This is a genomic window from Paenibacillus lupini (genome assembly GCF_011761355.1).
GTDB lineage: Bacteria > Bacillota > Bacilli > Paenibacillales > Paenibacillaceae > Pristimantibacillus > Pristimantibacillus lupini.
In genome coordinates this window covers 631,454-647,666 of sequence record NZ_JAASRW010000004.1, presented here as the reverse complement: position 1 = coordinate 647,666, position 16,213 = coordinate 631,454, and the positions used below count along the sequence as shown (strand labels likewise).

Below are 16,213 nucleotides of genomic sequence, written 5' to 3'. Positions count from 1 at the left end.
ACCACCTGCCAGCTATTATTGGTAAGCCTTATGATTTAGAGCGCGATATAAAGCGTGGATTTTGTACTGCTGCGGGCTTTGACGTAGAAGTTCTTGATTTAACATACGGACCAGTACAGCTCGAAGCCTGTTAGGCGGATGAAAGACAATGCCATATTCATATTGGTTATCCCGGTTATTCCGCCAAACCACATGACCTCGAAGATTCATGGCAACGCCGGCCAGGTTCATCTGAAAATCCAGCATATAGCCTTTATTCACAGGAAAACGCAAGCCAGACATAAAACAAAGCCCATGTCGGCTGATGTTCATGATTAGAACCGAGCATGTTGACGAGGTGAGCAATAAGCCTTGCTCATCCAGCAGCCCTGCCTGAGCAGTTACTCCTTCATGCAAATGAATACGAATGTTGGTCCGTGGAATATAAGGGTCGGAACCCATGATGATGCAACTCCTTGCCTAATTTTCATAGGGAGGAATAACGGCAACGATTAGCGTGAATACTGGAAATCATTATGATACGTTTCGTATCCCTTGTTCTTCTCACTTTACGATACGAACTGTATCATGTCAAGGAAAATTACAAATACGGTAAAATTTTTGCGACGTTTTGTTGCAATAAATGCATTTCTAACGTTTCCGTATTAATATAGGTGTAGCGGAAATCGGTCAAATTTAGGAGGATATGTAATGAACATTGGGAACCGAATTGCTGGCATGAGGGAAGAAAGAAAATGGACACAGGAGCAAACCGCTGCGAAGCTCGGCATATCCAGGGCTGCTTTATCTCATTATGAGAAAAACCGCAGAGAACCTGATACGGAGACATTGGCAAAGTTCGCTGACCTGTATCAAGTATCCATAGATTATTTGGTAGGTAGAACGATGAATTCACAAGCGGCGCTAAGCGATGATATTCGAAACTTTGTCGATCATCTGGAGTTATCTGACGAAGAGCTGCTGGAGAAATATAATTTAAGCGTGGATGGACGTAAGCTTACGGCTGATGAAACCAAACGGTTTATTGCCTTTGTTCGAGCTGAACGTATGATGAACTAGTCAGGTATCATTTGTTAGGGTTGGATGAGATCTGAAGGCCATTTTTCCGGCGGAATATCCAATTGTATAAGTATTTCTCTAATGTTTAATACTGTTCGTGTGTCTTCTACATTCGTTACCTGAATTTCTACTTCTCTCATCATATCCGATTCCTACTCTCTATAAATATGAAATCATTGGTAAAACAATAATGTTATTATACCTAACAATTAGACTGGAATATGTCGGAAGTTGTGGTAACTTTAGTTCTTTTTTTGTCGAAAATAGGAAAAAAAGCCCATTTATTTTTTGAGATGATACCTTTTAGATTGGCAATCCCCTCATTGGTTAGCAAAAGGTTAGAAGCAGATTGGTTCTGCTCCTAACCTTTTCTTCATTTCTGAAATCGACTTATCTTCCGTTTTATTGTAAAGTAGACGAACATAAGAATCGAACCACCTAGCCATATTATCTACAGATGGTGATGATGGGCTATATCTAGCTTTGGCAGTAATTATCTCTCTTCAACTTTCATTCCTTACTGCTTACATCCTATGCAAGTCCAAAACATAAAATAACCGCCCAGATGGGCGGTTATTTTATGTGAAAAAGAACATGTTTGCTGAGGGGACTCGTTTTCTCAACCTTTGGGTGATCAAACGATTTTAAGTAGTTCATACCAATCTTGCTCATTACATTTTTCGATGGGGTATTAATCTCGGCTGTGAAACTATAAATATCAGTGAAACCAAGCTTGCTAAACCCATATTGCAAACAGGCCTTCGCCCCCTCTGTTGCATAACCTCTTCCCCATTCCTCTTGTTTCAGCCGCCACCCAATCTCTATGCACGGTGTAAAATCAGCTTCAAACGTTGCCCGATGAAATCCAATAAACCCGACAAACTCTTTGTTCTCCTGGAGCTCCACGGCATATAATCCAAACCCGCACTCCTCAAACTCTGCAGCAATATTTCTATAAAACCCATTTGTCTCTTCGGCCGATAACGTTTTAAGAAAATACTCCATCACCTTCTCGTCCGCGTTCATCCGGCTAAAAGGCTCTAAATCCGTTTCTTCCCAGTCGCGTAATCGTAATCTAGGCGTTTCAATGTAGATCATTATTCATTCTCTCCTTCCACCTCAGACTGTGTGCTCGTTTTCCGACTTCAGATAAATGACGTTTTGCAATAACCGTTCAAGCAAAGCACCGAATATGGCGATCACAAAAGAAGCGAAGATTACAACTAAGCCAAGTACAACAACTCCCGGCGCATCTTCCTGTCTTGCCATGTTGTACAAAACAGGCTCCATTACCACAAAAATAAGACTGATGCTGAACCCACAATATTTAATATTCTTCAATGCCCGAACAGACAACTCAGAAAAAGCGATCTTTTTATCAATATAACCAATCAATTGAAACGCCTTATACAAAGCAATGAAATAAGGAATAACGGCAGTAAAAAATCCGATATCGGATACCTGCATTTTCCCTGGAAATTGATCTGGATTATCTCGAATTAATGCAATCACCGCTACTACACATACAGCGATCGCAGGCAACCCCATCAGAACCACAGTAATCTTCAAAAACAAAATTGTAAATCGACTCACAAATAACACCTCATCTGTATAGATTCAGTGATATTATAAACTCATATTTATCGTTTTACAATATATATTAATTGTTTTCCCTTGAACAAGGCAAGGCGAGGAAATCGCCTCTCCCTACTTGTCTCCCCTGTTTCCCTTCCTTCAGGCGAGCGGCACTATGCGCAGCTTGCTTTTTTTCTGTTCTGCTGCGGCGGAGGTGCGTGGGAATAGAGGGTATGTAACTCCTGGAGGAGCGGAGCGTTCGCCTTTGTCTACACTTTGCAACCTTGTAATATTGTTCAGGCAAAGTGTAGACAACAGCGACCGGAAGGAGATACATTCCCGTCATTCCCGCGCCACCAGCAAAAACAAAAAAACAGGCTGAGCAACTGCCCAGCCTGTTTCCCTTTATCCTCCTGTACGAGCCAACTCTTTCATGCTTGCTTCAAAAGCTGCAAGAAGAGCTTTGTCGTCAGTCAAGCCGGCATCTTCCGCTTTGCGGATATGTTCCAGCATTTTCTTGTAGTCCTTCGGAATAACCTTCACGAATTTGTTAAGCGATGCTTCCCAATCATTCAGAACACGCGAACCAATGGCGCTTTCTGTATATTCCACATGGCGCTCAACTAAGCCGCGAAGCTCAGCAACTTCTTCTTCTGTCTCGAGACGCTCAAGCAGAACCATCTCAATGTTACAGTTCTTGTAGAAGTCACCATGCTCATCGTAAATGTAAGCCACACCACCGGACATACCTGCTGCAAAGTTACGGCCTGTGCTTCCGAGTACTACAACTCGGCCGCCAGTCATATATTCACATCCGTGGTCACCTACACCCTCAACAACTACCTTCACGCCGGAATTCCGAACCGCGAAGCGTTCGCCTGCAGTACCGCGGATATAAACTTCACCATCCGTTGCACCGTACAGTGCTGTGTTGCCGATAATAACGTTCTCTTCTGCTACGAATGTAGCTTTCGGAGATGGAGCAACGATAATTTTACCACCTGATAAACCTTTACCTACATAGTCATTGGAGTCGCCTTCGAGCGAGAGCGTAATACCCTTCGGAACGAATGCGCCAAAGCTTTGACCAGCAGTACCAACGAAGTGGTAGGAGATTGTATCTTCAGGCAAGCCTTTCGCGCCGTAACGACGAGTTACTTCGCTGCCGAGAATGGTACCAACTACACGGTTCGTATTGCAGATCGGGAATGAGCCGCGAACACGTTCGCCGCTTTCCAATGCTGCCGCTGCTCCTGGAACAAGCTCTTTCATGTCGAGCGAAAGCTCGAGACCATGATTTTGCTCTTGTACGTTATGACGCGCTGCGTCTTGCGGTACATCCGGGGAATGCAGCAGAAGGCTAAGATCAATACCTTTTGCTTTATAATGGTCAACCAGATTCTTCGATTCAAGAATATCAACACGGCCAACCATTTCTTGAATGGTACGGAAGCCAAGCTCAGCCATAATCTCACGAAGCTCTTGTGCAATGAAGTGAAGGTAGTTCACGACATGGCTTGGATCGCCCATAAATTTAGCACGAAGCTCTGGGTTTTGTGTTGCAACGCCAACCGGACAAGTATCGAGTTGACATACACGCATCATTACGCAGCCCAGTACGACGAGTGGTGCAGTCGAGAAGCCGTATTCTTCAGCACCCAGCAAGATTGCAATCGCAACGTCGCGGCCGTTCATCATTTTACCATCGGTTTCGATAACGACACGGTCACGCAGATTGTTCAGCATCAAAGTTTGATGCGTTTCTGCAAGCCCAAGCTCCCATGGCAGACCCGCATGGCGAATCGAGTTCATTGGAGATGCACCAGTACCGCCGTCATAGCCGCTGACCATGATTACGTCTGCACGTGCTTTCGCAACGCCGGCAGCAATTGTGCCTACGCCAACCTCGGATACAAGCTTCACGTTAATGCGAGCACGAGGGTTCGCATTTTTCAGATCGTGAATCAGCTCAGCAAGGTCCTCGATCGAATAAATATCATGATGCGGTGGAGGCGAGATCAGGCCTACACCAGGAGTGGAACCACGGACCTCAGCAACCCAAGGGTAAACCTTACGTCCTGGAAGCTGACCGCCTTCACCTGGTTTCGCGCCTTGCGCCATCTTGATTTGAATCTCATCCGCATTAACCAGATAGTTGCTCGTTACGCCGAAACGGCCCGATGCAACCTGTTTGATCGCACTGCGGCGGGAATCGCCGTTTGCATCAGGAATGAAACGTGCAGGATCTTCGCCGCCCTCACCTGTATTGGATTTACCGCCAATACGGTTCATTGCGATCGCAAGACTTTCATGCGCTTCTTTACTGATCGAACCAAACGACATTGCGCCTGTTTTGAAACGTTTGAAGATAGATTCAACCGGCTCGACTTCGTCGATTGGCACGGATTGCCGTCCATCCTTGAACTGGAGCAGCGAACGAAGCATCAGATGCTTCTTGTCTTCGCCTTGTACCATGCTCGAGAACTTCTTGTACAGTTTATAGTCGTTCTTACGGGATGCCATTTGCAGCGTATGAATCGTTTGCGGGCTGAACAAATGGTCTTCGCCGTCTTTACGCCATTGATAATCGCCGCCGGAGTCGAGTTCTTTCTCCCCGCCCTCTTGGTCAGCGTATGCTTTGTTATGACATTTCAACGCTTCTTGAGCGATGATATCAAGACCGATACCGCCGATACGCGAAGGTGTCCATGTAAAGTACTCGTTGATCAGCTCTTCTTGCAGACCAAGTGCTTCGAAGATTTGTGCACCGCGGTACGATTGAATCGTCGAAATACCCATTTTGGACAATACTTTTGTTACGCCCTTCGTAGCGGCTTTAATGTAGTTCTTAACAGCCTTCTCATGCTTGATGTTGCTCAGCATGCCTTGGCGGATCATATCGTCAAGCGTCTCGAACGCCAGATACGGGTTAACCGCATTGACGCCGTAACCAAGCAGCAAAGCATAATGATGTACTTCGCGCGGATCGCCGGATTCAAGCAGAATCGCAACCTTCGTTCTTGTACCTTGACGGATCAGATGATGGTGCAAAGCCGATACGGCAAGCAGCGACGGAATCGCAGCGTTGTCTTTATCCAGACCACGGTCAGACAAAATAAGAATATTATGACCTTTTTCAATAACGCGGTCTGCCGCTTCGCGCATAAGTTTAAGTGCGGAACGGAGGCCTTCTTCGCCTTCAGCAGCCGGGAAGAAGATCGGAAGCGTAATCGACTTGAAGCCAGGACGGCGTACATGGCGAAGCTTCGCAAATTCTTCATTCGACAGGATTGGCGTATCCAGCTTGATATGGCGCGCGCTTTCCGGTTCAGGCTTCAGCAGGTTGCGCTCAGGCCCAATCGTTGTGCTAACGGCTGTAACAATTTCTTCACGAATCGCGTCAATCGGCGGATTCGTTACTTGTGCGAACAGCTGCTTGAAGTAGTTGAACAGACGCTGTGGACGCTCCGACAATACTGCAAGCGGCGCATCGTAACCCATGGAAGCGATTGGCTCTTGGCCGCTGCTAGCCATTGGTTCAAGCACTTTACGTACATCTTCAAAAGTGTAGCCGAATGCCTGCTGACGCTGTTGCACAGTAGCATGATCCAGTTCAGGAAGCTCAGGTGCGTCTGGCAATGCTTCAAGGTCAATAAGATGCTCGTCAAGCCAGTCACGGTAAGGCTGTTCAGCCGCGATCTGTGCTTTCACTTCCTCATCGGAAATAATGCGGCCTTCTTTCGTATCTACAACGAGCATACGGCCCGGACGGAGACGGTCTTTGTACAAAATCTCTTCAGGAGCGATTTCGACTGTGCCGGCTTCAGAACCAAGGATGATATGATCGTCTTTCGTTACATAATAACGGGCTGGGCGCAGGCCGTTACGATCAAGGTAAGCGCAGATTTGCGTACCGTTCGTAATCGCCATTGCAGCAGGTCCGTCCCACGGCTCCATCAACGTGCTGTGGTATTCGTAGAATGCTTTTTTCTCGTCGTCCATGCTTTCATGGTTCGACCATGGTTCCGGTACCATCATCATAGCAACATGCGGCAAGGAACGGCCGGACAAATGCAGGAATTCGAGTGCGTTGTCGAACATTGCTGTATCCGAACCATCCGGACTGATTACCGGTTTTACTTTCTCCATATCGCTGCCAAACAGCTCGGTTTCGAACAATGTCTGACGGGCATGCATCCAGTTGATGTTGCCGCGAAGCGTATTGATCTCGCCGTTGTGGATCAGGTAATGGAACGGATGCGCACGTTCCCAGCTCGGGAAAGTGTTCGTACTGAAACGGGAGTGAACAAGTGCCATAGCCGACACGACAGACTCGTCGTTCAGCTCTTGGTAGAACGAGCGTACTTGCTCCGTTGTCAACATCCCTTTGTATACGATCTTCTTGCTCGAAAGGCTTGTGAAATAGAACATTTCTCCGCCTTCTTTGCCACCGAAACGGATCGCAATCTCAGCGCGTTTGCGGATCACATACAGTTTGCGCTCAAAGGACAATTCGTCCTTAAGCTCAGGGTTCTTCGCAATAAACACTTGGCGAACAAATGGCTTCACCGACAAAGCAGATTGACCAAGTTTCGAATCATCCGTAGGAACAGTACGGAAGCCGATCAGCGATTGGCCTTCTTCACGGATAATGATCTCAAGCTCACGCTCAAACGAACTGCGGATCGCTTCGTCTTGCGGCATAAACATCATGCCAACTGCATATTCTCCTTCTTGCGGCAGGTCAATCTCAAGCTTTCTTAATTCACGCGAGAAGAAATCATGAGGGATTTGGAGCAGGATGCCTGCGCCGTCCCCCGTGTTAGGTTCGCTGCCTTGACCGCCGCGATGCTCCATGTTCTCGAGCAGCGTCAACGCTTGACGAATGACAGTATGCGATTTTCTTCCCTTGATGTTTGCCACAAATCCCATGCCGCATGCGTCTTTTTCATAGCGCGGATCATATAGACCTTGTTTCGGCGGTAATCCAAAAATTTTCTCTTTCATCGTGTGCAACCTTTCTATCAGAAGATTTTTGGGCAAGCATAGCTCAATAACGGTATATCGAACGGCAGCAAACGTGACACATCGGCCAGTTGCTTGCTGTTCTTGCGAGCTTAAACGTGATGGCTTTATGGCCAATTTCCCGCGGACACAAACTTTCCAGAAGCTTAGAGAGGAAAATGTTCGTATCTAGCGCAAAATTATTAGCTGAATGAAGCTTTCGTTTAAGATTGACCATGTTCCGGGCCGTGTTCCGCCATTGCGGTTATTATATTATTTTAACATCACCCCAAAAGGGAATCAATTTAATATTTTTATGAATGTGATAAAACTTTACTTTACAGTACATTGTTCGTGTTCTTATACTATGGCTAACATTTTATCATTAGGGGGATGAACATTTGTATAGCAAATCAAGGAAACAGAGTATCCGATTCACATTTATCATGCTTGCAGTCATCATATTATCCGTCTCGGCTTGGGGAGGTACATACGCATCAGCCGCCCAGCAAGAGACAAAGCCTTATCAAATCGTCGCATTAGGCGACTCCCTTACTGCCGGTTATGAGCATGGTTTTACGGAAAAATCCGTTCCTTACGGTTATGTTGAGCAGGTGTACGAGCAAGCTTTGTTCCATGGACTTCGCGCAGAATATGTCAACTACGGGATTATTGGCCTTAAAGCTGAGGGGCTTAAGCTGCTGCTACAGGCTGCGTCGGAGGGCCGAACAGTGAAACCCGATGAGATTCAGCAGCAACTGCAGGATCCGCGTAAGGATGTACTCCTTGGGCAAACCGCTCAAATGGCCAAATCCATACGTTCTGCTAACCTTATCGTCTTAACGATCGGAGGAAATGACCTTATCCCGGTTATGGACAAACTGGCATCCGGTGCTTCAGATGAGGAAGTTACTAAATATATCCAAGATCTGCTGGATCAGTATGAAAAAGATCTCGAGAGCTCTATCCGAACAATCGCTGGTCTTAATCCGACTGCACAAATCGTCATTGCGGATCAGTACTTGCCGATTCCTGCGCCGGTGAAGATTGGCAACGTTACGATTCCTCTTTACCCAGAAGAAGACCGCCTGCTCCTATTGGACGGTGTAAAGAAAATCCGAAACAAGCTTGACCTGATAAGCAGTAGACTCGCGAAGGACGATATTAAGCTCCAAATCACCAGTGTGAGTGACTTATTCGTCGGCCATGAGCTGGAGTATACCTCTATCGCCAATAAGGACATCCACCCGAATCAACTTGGTTACGCAGTCATGGGCCGCGCATTCGCCAATACGATATGGGGTGATTACCGCACCGTTCGGACACGTCCAGCCAATGTTCAAATGTCTGTCGTTGTCGCTGGAAAAGAGCTTCCAGCCGGAGCTGCCCCGCCTGTTCTGCGCAGTAATCGCAGCTTTGTTGCGATGAGGGACATCGTGGATGCTCTTGGTGCAAAACTTAGCTGGAGCAACACATCTCAAAGCGCTTCCGTAACCTATAACAGCCATAAAGTGGTCTTTACCATTGGTTCGGCTTATGTAACGATCGACAATAAGAAGGTTAAGCTGTCCACGCCGCCAGCCTTCCTGCTTAAATCCGGTAAAGAAACAAAAACCTACCTGCCACTGGCTTCCCTTTCGGAAGCCCTTGGCCTGCAGGTCATTTATCGCAGCACCCTGCAAACCGCCTTCATTAACAAGTAATTTAAGCAGTCAGCAAGGCAGCATACTATTGTAGCAATAATTCTATTTACTTATAATCCTTCCGCAATTCCTTCAGCAGCTCCAGCCCGCGCGCGGACCAGCGCATCAGCCGGTCCAGCGCGGCGATCTGCGAAGCTACAGCCTCATGCAATGAAGTATTGTAATCCGGCACTTCTCCCTCGTATGGCTTCAAATCACGAAGCAAAACATTCGTCTTCTCTGTATAGCCGAGTGCCCTCCGCTCATGGAACATCGCAACATCCGGATTATAAGGATGATGCAGATCCCCTTGCTCAGGATGCTTCAGCACCGCCAGCACCTTGAATACAGCCCGTGGTCCATTAACCTCTATAATCTCACCAATGTACTGCCCCGATCTTACATCCGCCCGGGCAATCGTGCCTGGAGTTATCTCATTCATTATGTAGTCCTCCTCAAAAGAATTGTGAAGCAATTCTTGCTTCGTAAGCATTAGCTCAAAAGAATTGTGAAGCAATTCTTGCTTCGTAAGCATTAGCTCAAAAGAATTGTGAAGCAATTCTTGCTTCGTAAGCATCAGCTCAAGAATTTCTTAAGCACGCTTCTGATTTCCAATGTGCTATAATACCGCTTAGCGTCCATTCCTATTTTGAATGATTCCCCTATCATATAAAATTTTTTTAACGCAAATCAACCCATGATTTTCTCGGTTGCAGCATGCATGTCCGTACTAGGACTACCGCACCTGCAACTTCAATAGCAGGATGACTTGTTTTAAATCGAACAGAGTCGTAATATGGAACTAGAAAAGTAGGTGACATTATGCGTAAGAAAAGAGTGCTCCTGCTCTCCGAAGGATTCGGATCAGGGCACACGCAAGCCGCGCACGCTTTGGCGGCAGGCATGCGTCAGCTCAGTCCGGATATACAAACCCGCGTTATGGAGCTGGGTAATTTTCTTAATCCCGTACTAGGACCTTTGATTATTTCCGCCTATCGCAAAACGGTCAGCAGTCAGCCGAAGATGGTTGGTCTCATGTACCGCAGCAATTATAAAAAATCGTTAAATCGATTCGCTCAGCTTGCGCTCCATCGCGTATTTTACACACATACCTCGCAAGTTATCGCACAGCTTAAGCCGGATCTCGTTATTTGTACCCATCCTGTTCCAAATGCTGTAGTCAGCCGGCTAAAGCGGCTAGGCCTTCATATCAAGCTTTGTACCCTCATTACCGATTATGACGCACATGGCTCGTGGGTAAATCAGGAAGTGAATAAATTCTTGGTCTCATCCGCCCTTGTGAAGGACAAGCTGATCAATCACGGCGTTCCTGAAAGCCGCATTGACGTAACCGGCATCCCTGTCCATCCGCATTTCTGGAAAGCTCATGACAAGGCTGAGGTTCGTCAGCAGTTTGGTTTGAAATCATTGCCTACCGTCCTTATTATGGGCGGCGGATGGGGACTTATGTACGAGGACAGTTTGCTGGAATATATGACGAAATGGCGCGAGCACATTCAATTTATTTTTTGCGTAGGGAACAATGATAAGGTTAAGGAAAAGATGCTTTCCAACTCTAATTTCCGGCATGAGAATATTCGAATCCTAGGATTCACCAAGGAAGTCAGCAAGCTGATGGATGTGGCAGATGTTCTTGTAACAAAGCCCGGAGGGATGACCTGCACGGAAGGCATGAGCAAAGGAATCCCAATGCTGTTCTATGAACCGATTCCGGGGCAGGAAGAAGAAAACTGCGAATATTTCATTCGTAACGGTTTTGGAGAAATGCTGGAGAAACCAGAGACGGTAGACAAATGGATGGCTGCGATCCAGCAGACCGATGCATCCAGCCGTTACCGCCAAACCTTGCTCGACAAAAGAAATGAACAATATAATCCGACTACGTGTCCGAAAGCCGTCTTGCAGCTGTTGCAGTGACGGCTTTTTACTATGTACATCCTTTTATTTTAGGAGAATAGTACAAGCCATTTCCGGTTATTGTTATAGAGAGGATGTACTTGTCAGTGCAAAAAAGGGAGCGGATAAGGATGAAAGAACGGAGCATGGATGGAAAAACAATCATATTACGACTCGAAATTGATACCCAGCAGGCGCAATTTGGCAAAGCCGTCACAGCCATTGAAGCGGCCGGTGGAGATATAGTCGCAATTGACGTTATCCAAACCGATAAATTGATAAGCATACGTGATTTAACTGTAAAAATTACCGAAGCCGGGGCAGCCGAGCGGCTGCAATCTGTCCTGCAAAGTGTACCTGGCATTCGTCTGCGGCATGTATCCGACCGCACCTTCCTTCTTCATCTTGGCGGCAAAATTACGATTCAGCCTAAAACTCCAATTCAAAACCGCGACGATCTATCCCGTGTCTACACACCGGATGTAGCCAGAGTATGCCAAGCGATAGAAGCGGACCCTAAGAAAGCTTACACTCTTACTATTAAACGTAATACAGTGGCTGTTGTCTCGGACGGGAGTGCTGTTCTTGGCCTTGGCAACATCGGCCCTTACGCAGCCATGCCTGTTATGGAAGGTAAAGCCATGCTGTTTAAGCAATTTGCAGATGTGGATGCTTTCCCTATCTGTTTGGATACGCAGGACACGGAAGAGATTATCGCCTCTATTAAACATATTGCTCCTGCTTTTGGAGGAATCAATCTGGAGGATATATCGGCGCCGCGCTGCTTTGAGATCGAACGCAGATTGCGTGAAGATCTGGATATCCCCGTCTTCCATGACGATCAGCATGGAACGGCTGTCGTACTGTATGCCGGGCTGCTTAATGCACTAAAACTAACGAAACGGAAAATAGAGGATACACGTTTTGTAGTATGCGGCATCGGCGCTGCCGGTACAGCTTGCACCAAAATGCTGCTCGCCGGCGGTGCAAAACATATTGTTGGCGTAGATCGTGAAGGGATCCTAACAGCTGATCGAACTTATAACAATCCGATGTGGCAGTGGTATGCCGAACATACAAATGAAGCTAGAATCAGCGGAGGGCTAAAAGAATCGCTTGAAGATGCCGATGTATTTATAGGGGTATCTGCAGGTGGCATTCTAACAAGAGAACATATCTTGTCTATGGCAACTGATCCCATTGTGTTCGCAATGGCTAATCCCGAACCAGAAATCCGACCAGAACTAGCCGAAGATATTGTTGCCGTTATGGCTACAGGAAGAAGCGATTATCCGAATCAGATTAACAACGTCCTCTGCTTCCCCGGCATATTCCGCGGAGCACTCGACAGCCGGGCAAGCAACATTACAGAAGAGATGAAGCTCGCAGCAGCCGAAGCGATTGCATCTGTCATCAGTGAAGATGAACTGAGCAGATTGTATATTATTCCAAGTGTGTTTAATACAAGAGTTGTAGAGGAAGTTCGTAAGCGTGTCGTTCAAGCGGCGCAGGACAGTGGAACAGCGCGAAGAAAGCCTAGAGAATAAAGAAAAAAATACAACAATTTGTCTTCGTTTCTCTCTGGGAGATAAAGACAAATTGTTGTGTATGCCTGTCCGTTTATACTATAATAACTAGGTTAATAGTATAAACAGTTGGAAGGATGAATAACGAATGGCTACGGCTTCTCCATCACTGCAGAAACGGGATAACATCCCTGAACTGCTACTCGTTCGGGCAATGGCTATCATCGGTGTGTTGTCCGTCCACTCGACTTCGTTCGCTACCGTTGATATGGTGAACTCGAATTATTTTTTCATGTATAACTTCTTTAATATTTTTATGAAAATCGGAACGACAACCTTTATCTTCCTAAGCAGTTTTGTCCTCTTCTACAATTATTACAATCGGCCTTTGGACAAGAAGTTGCTAGGCAGCTTTTATAAGAAAAGACTGCTGTATATTATAATTCCGTACCTGGTCTTTTCCTTGTTCTATTTCGCTATTTTGCATTTCTATTATTATCCGGACCGGACTCTATCAACTGAGTTTCATAACTTTATTGATAAAGTACTAACCGGCAAGGCTTACACGCATCTTTATTTCGTCTATATCAATATTCAGTTCTATCTGATGTTCCCGCTATTCCTGTGGCTGATGAAAAAGTATCCACGTACGGTCAAATGGGCCATTCCTGTTGGCTTTGCGCTGCAATGGGGCTTCTTCATGCTTAACAAATACGGCCTGGAGACACCTGTTCCCAACCGCGGAAGCTGGTCGTTCTCTTATTTCTCGTATTATTTGATGGGCGCAGCTCTAGGAATCTATTATCCGAAAATAAAAGAATGGATTATTATCGCCAGAAACCATGCAACTACCCTTCGTGTGGTCACATGGATCGCTTTGTGGGCCCTTTGGATTGCTGCTGGGTTATCGCATGTATATTTGTATTACGAGACTAGACTTCACCTTGATTCATTCAATACTACATTGTTCGATTTTGTATGGAATATTCATGGGGTACTAACGGCACTTGTTTTAATGCAAATTGCATTTATTTTATCTCGTAAACTACCAAAAGTCCTAACCCACCTTATTGGAAGATTAGGTGCTCTATCTTTTGGTGTCTACTTGATCCATCCATTCTTCCTGCTCGTCTACCGGCAATATCCGCTCCATACGGGTACAGCCTGGAAGCTTCATCTTTGGTATCTCGGCGGCTTCGCGCTCGCCCTGGTCGGATCCTGGATCGTTGTTTCTTTCTTTGCCCGCTACGTTCCATTTAACTGGATCGCCTTCGGCAATCTGCCGAAACCAAAGAAACGCCCTTCCGGGCCAGTCGTTCCAGAAAGACAGCTGGACGCGTAATTCATCGTAGGAGGAATAAGTCGTGAGAATGAAAGTGATTGCTGCACTCCTCGTCATCGCCCTCGCGATCACTTGGCCGGTGTCCCAGTATCAGCTGAACGCTGCTACTAATAAACCTGCACATTATAAGAACAAAGTTATCGTTCTCATGTATCATCATATCGATGAGAAGGAAAGTGGAGCAACGATTTCTCCAAACCGGTTCGGCACGCATATGAAGCTTCTGAAGGAGAACGGCTATAACGTGATCAGCGTTGAGCAGTTTGCAGATTTCATGAAGAAAAAGGCCACCGTTCCTGACAATGCAGTTGTCATTACGTTCGACGACGGCTACGAGAGCTTTGATCAATATGCAGTTCCTATTATGAAAAAGTATAATTTTGTGGGTACTCATTTCATAATTGGGGCAAGCAGCGACAATCAAAATGTACACACCAAGCATCTAACTTGGGATACGATGCGTAAGCTTAAAGGTGAAGGCAACAGCTTCTACAGCCATACTTACAATCTGCATGAATATGCTGCGCTCGATAAAAAAGGCAAGAAAAAAGGGCCTATACTGAGCAATCCAATCTATCTGCCTGACAAGGGCCGGGTAGAAACGAAGAAAGAATACATGACACGCGTGGAAGCAGATGCACAGCTGATGGAAAAACGTTTGAAGGAAGAATTAAATAATTCCTATCAGATGATTGCTTTCCCATTTGGCTCCTTCACCTCCAGCGTTAAGCAGCTTGAGAAAAACGCAGGCGTCAATTTATTTTTCACTACCCGCCCAGGTATTAACCGACCGGGATCGGATGAAGTATTCCGCTTGAATGCAGGAACACCGGCACTCACAGCTAACAAATTCCTCGATATGATGAAGAAATATGGAAGATAATGATACAAAAAAAACCTTAGCCAAACGGCTAAGGTTTTTTTAATGAGGTTCTATTGCAGTCGCCTCATAAGGCTCCACATGTACATGAATACTCATAATATTATGCTTGTTCTCCATACGCTGCTCAATCTCATCACTTATCCGATGGCTTTCGATAAGCGACAAGCCTGGATCAACTTGCACAATTACGTCAATAAGTACATTACTGCCGTGTACACGTGCTTTAATGTCTTTAATCGACCTCACGCCCGTCGTCCGCTCGATCGTCGAGCGAAGCGTCATCAGCTCATTCGCATCAAAGCCATCTGTAAGAGCATGCGTGGAGCTGTAGAAAATCTCCCAAGCTGTCTTACAGATAATCCCACCCACTAACAGCGCAGCAACCGGATCAAGCCAAGGCAGGCCAAATTGAGCGCCTATGATGCCGATAGCAGCTCCGATACTGACCAGCGCATCAGATAAGTTATCCTTCGCCGCTGCGTGTAATGCCTGATTATTAATGCGATTAGCAAGTCTACGGTTATAGATATAAACGGCTCCCATACACACTGCCGCAAATAAAGCGACCCATGCCGAGTTCAGAGAAGGTATCTTCTGCTCATCGGAGAACAAGGAGCGTACTGTGTTGATAATAACCTGCAGACCTACTGTCGCCATAATAAACGAGGCAATCAGGGCTGCAATGGTCTCCGCCCGAAAATGCCCATACGGATGATCCCTATCAGGCGGCTTCTGTGAAATTCGCAAACCGATTAAGACTGCTACTGATGCAACGATATCCGTTAAGTTGTTAAATCCGTCCGCGACGAGTGCGCCTGAGGCGAACCAATAGCCGGCGCCAAGCTTGATCGCAGACAGCCCGATATACGCGCCAATGCTGACCAAGGCTCCCTTCTCGCCCTGCCTGATCTCTTCATACTGATTCATTTATGTCCCCTAACCTCATTTCACTGTTAATCCATGAATGCAATATGGAGTATCATACCCGAACGAATACAAGTGGGTCTAGAGAAACAGTGTTTACCATATACGTACTTTTATGCACGGAGGCAACTGCGTGCTGCGCAAAAGGTTTGGACCTCCGATCGCTGTTGTTCCCGGATTTCTTTATTCAACTCGCTTAAGCGGTTGAAATCCGGGAACAAAGGCGCACGCTACGCTTCTCCGGCTCAAACCTTTTACTCCGCTCAGTTAGACTCCTCCCCTCACAAAAGCGACTACTTAG

At 46.3% G+C, this 16,213-nt stretch carries 12 protein-coding genes; 6 read left to right on the top strand and 6 right to left on the bottom strand.

From position 1 onward, the window contains the following. Nucleotides 1–15: 15 nt before the first annotated feature. Nucleotides 16–441, bottom strand: coding sequence for a PilZ domain-containing protein (locus tag FHS17_RS16220; protein ID WP_167279433.1), 426 nt, complete (start codon nt 439–441; stop codon nt 16–18). A gap of 249 nt (nt 442–690) precedes the next feature. Here FHS17_RS16220 and FHS17_RS16215 point away from each other — a divergent pair, with 249 nt between their 5' ends. Further along, nucleotides 691–1,059, top strand: coding sequence for a helix-turn-helix domain-containing protein (locus tag FHS17_RS16215; RefSeq protein WP_167279432.1), 369 nt, complete (start codon nt 691–693; stop codon nt 1,057–1,059). 573 nt (nt 1,060–1,632) lie between these two features. Here FHS17_RS16215 and FHS17_RS16210 read toward each other — a convergent pair. From FHS17_RS16210 to gltB, 3 genes are all read right to left on the bottom strand, one after another. Further along, nucleotides 1,633–2,157 (bottom strand): GNAT family N-acetyltransferase, encoded by a 525-nt coding sequence (locus FHS17_RS16210; RefSeq protein ID WP_167279431.1) that lies wholly within the window; start codon nt 2,155–2,157, stop codon nt 1,633–1,635. Nucleotides 2,158–2,178: 21 nt separating this feature from the next. After that, nucleotides 2,179–2,652, bottom strand: a complete 474-nt coding sequence (locus FHS17_RS16205) for a DUF2975 domain-containing protein (RefSeq protein ID WP_167279430.1) — start codon at nt 2,650–2,652, stop codon at nt 2,179–2,181. A 387-nt stretch (nt 2,653–3,039) separates the two neighbouring features. Next, the gene (gene gltB / locus FHS17_RS16200) at nt 3,040–7,641 is read right to left on the bottom strand and encodes a glutamate synthase large subunit (RefSeq protein WP_167279429.1); all 4,602 of its coding nucleotides are present in this window, start codon (nt 7,639–7,641) and stop codon (nt 3,040–3,042) included. A gap of 398 nt (nt 7,642–8,039) precedes the next feature. On the opposite strand from gltB, the gene FHS17_RS16195 reads away from it, so the two are divergent. Continuing rightward, a complete protein-coding gene (locus tag FHS17_RS16195; protein ID WP_167279428.1) occupies nt 8,040–9,341 on the top strand; it encodes a stalk domain-containing protein in 1,302 nt (433 codons plus the stop codon). 46 nt (nt 9,342–9,387) lie between these two features. Here the strand turns inward: FHS17_RS16195 and kapB are convergent, their stop codons facing one another. Then, complete coding sequence (kapB, locus tag FHS17_RS16190) at nt 9,388–9,762, bottom strand: kinase-associated lipoprotein KapB (RefSeq protein WP_167279427.1); 375 nt, start codon at nt 9,760–9,762, stop codon at nt 9,388–9,390. Nucleotides 9,763–10,142: 380 nt separating this feature from the next. On the opposite strand from kapB, the gene FHS17_RS16185 reads away from it, so the two are divergent. The 4 genes from FHS17_RS16185 (at nt 10,143) to FHS17_RS16170 (ending at nt 14,988) form a co-directional block, all read left to right on the top strand. After that, the gene (locus tag FHS17_RS16185) at nt 10,143–11,258 is read left to right on the top strand and encodes an MGDG synthase family glycosyltransferase (protein WP_167279426.1); all 1,116 of its coding nucleotides are present in this window, start codon (nt 10,143–10,145) and stop codon (nt 11,256–11,258) included. A gap of 110 nt (nt 11,259–11,368) precedes the next feature. Continuing rightward, on the top strand, nt 11,369–12,784 hold the full coding sequence (locus tag FHS17_RS16180; protein WP_167279425.1) for an NAD-dependent malic enzyme: 1,416 nt from the start codon (nt 11,369–11,371) through the stop codon (nt 12,782–12,784). Between the two features lie 127 nt (nt 12,785–12,911). Beyond that, a complete protein-coding gene (locus FHS17_RS16175; RefSeq protein ID WP_167279424.1) occupies nt 12,912–14,105 on the top strand; it encodes an acyltransferase in 1,194 nt (397 codons plus the stop codon). 28 nt (nt 14,106–14,133) lie between these two features. Then, the gene (locus FHS17_RS16170) at nt 14,134–14,988 is read left to right on the top strand and encodes a polysaccharide deacetylase family protein (RefSeq protein WP_208420429.1); all 855 of its coding nucleotides are present in this window, start codon (nt 14,134–14,136) and stop codon (nt 14,986–14,988) included. Between the two features lie 39 nt (nt 14,989–15,027). Here the strand turns inward: FHS17_RS16170 and FHS17_RS16165 are convergent, their stop codons facing one another. After that, entirely contained in the window at nt 15,028–15,915 is an 888-nt protein-coding gene (locus FHS17_RS16165; protein WP_167279422.1) for a cation diffusion facilitator family transporter, read from the bottom strand. Between the last annotated feature and the right edge of the window lie 298 nt (nt 15,916–16,213).

Excerpts from the sequence above, each read along its gene's own strand:
- FHS17_RS16185 (WP_167279426.1), top strand. The coding sequence starts at position 10,143 with ATGCGTAAGAAAAGAGTGCTCCTGCTCTCCGAAGGATTCGGATCAGGG.
- FHS17_RS16210 (WP_167279431.1), bottom strand. The coding sequence starts at position 2,157 with ATGATCTACATTGAAACGCCTAGATTACGATTACGCGACTGGGAAGAA.
- FHS17_RS16175 (WP_167279424.1), top strand. The coding sequence starts at position 12,912 with ATGGCTACGGCTTCTCCATCACTGCAGAAACGGGATAACATCCCTGAA.
- kapB (WP_167279427.1), bottom strand. The coding sequence starts at position 9,762 with ATGAATGAGATAACTCCAGGCACGATTGCCCGGGCGGATGTAAGATCG.
- FHS17_RS16215 (WP_167279432.1), top strand. The coding sequence starts at position 691 with ATGAACATTGGGAACCGAATTGCTGGCATGAGGGAAGAAAGAAAATGG.
- FHS17_RS16220 (WP_167279433.1), bottom strand. The coding sequence starts at position 441 with ATGGGTTCCGACCCTTATATTCCACGGACCAACATTCGTATTCATTTG.
- FHS17_RS16165 (WP_167279422.1), bottom strand. The coding sequence starts at position 15,915 with ATGAATCAGTATGAAGAGATCAGGCAGGGCGAGAAGGGAGCCTTGGTC.
- FHS17_RS16180 (WP_167279425.1), top strand. The coding sequence starts at position 11,369 with ATGAAAGAACGGAGCATGGATGGAAAAACAATCATATTACGACTCGAA.
- FHS17_RS16170 (WP_208420429.1), top strand. The coding sequence starts at position 14,134 with ATGAAAGTGATTGCTGCACTCCTCGTCATCGCCCTCGCGATCACTTGG.
- gltB (WP_167279429.1), bottom strand. The coding sequence starts at position 7,641 with ATGAAAGAGAAAATTTTTGGATTACCGCCGAAACAAGGTCTATATGAT.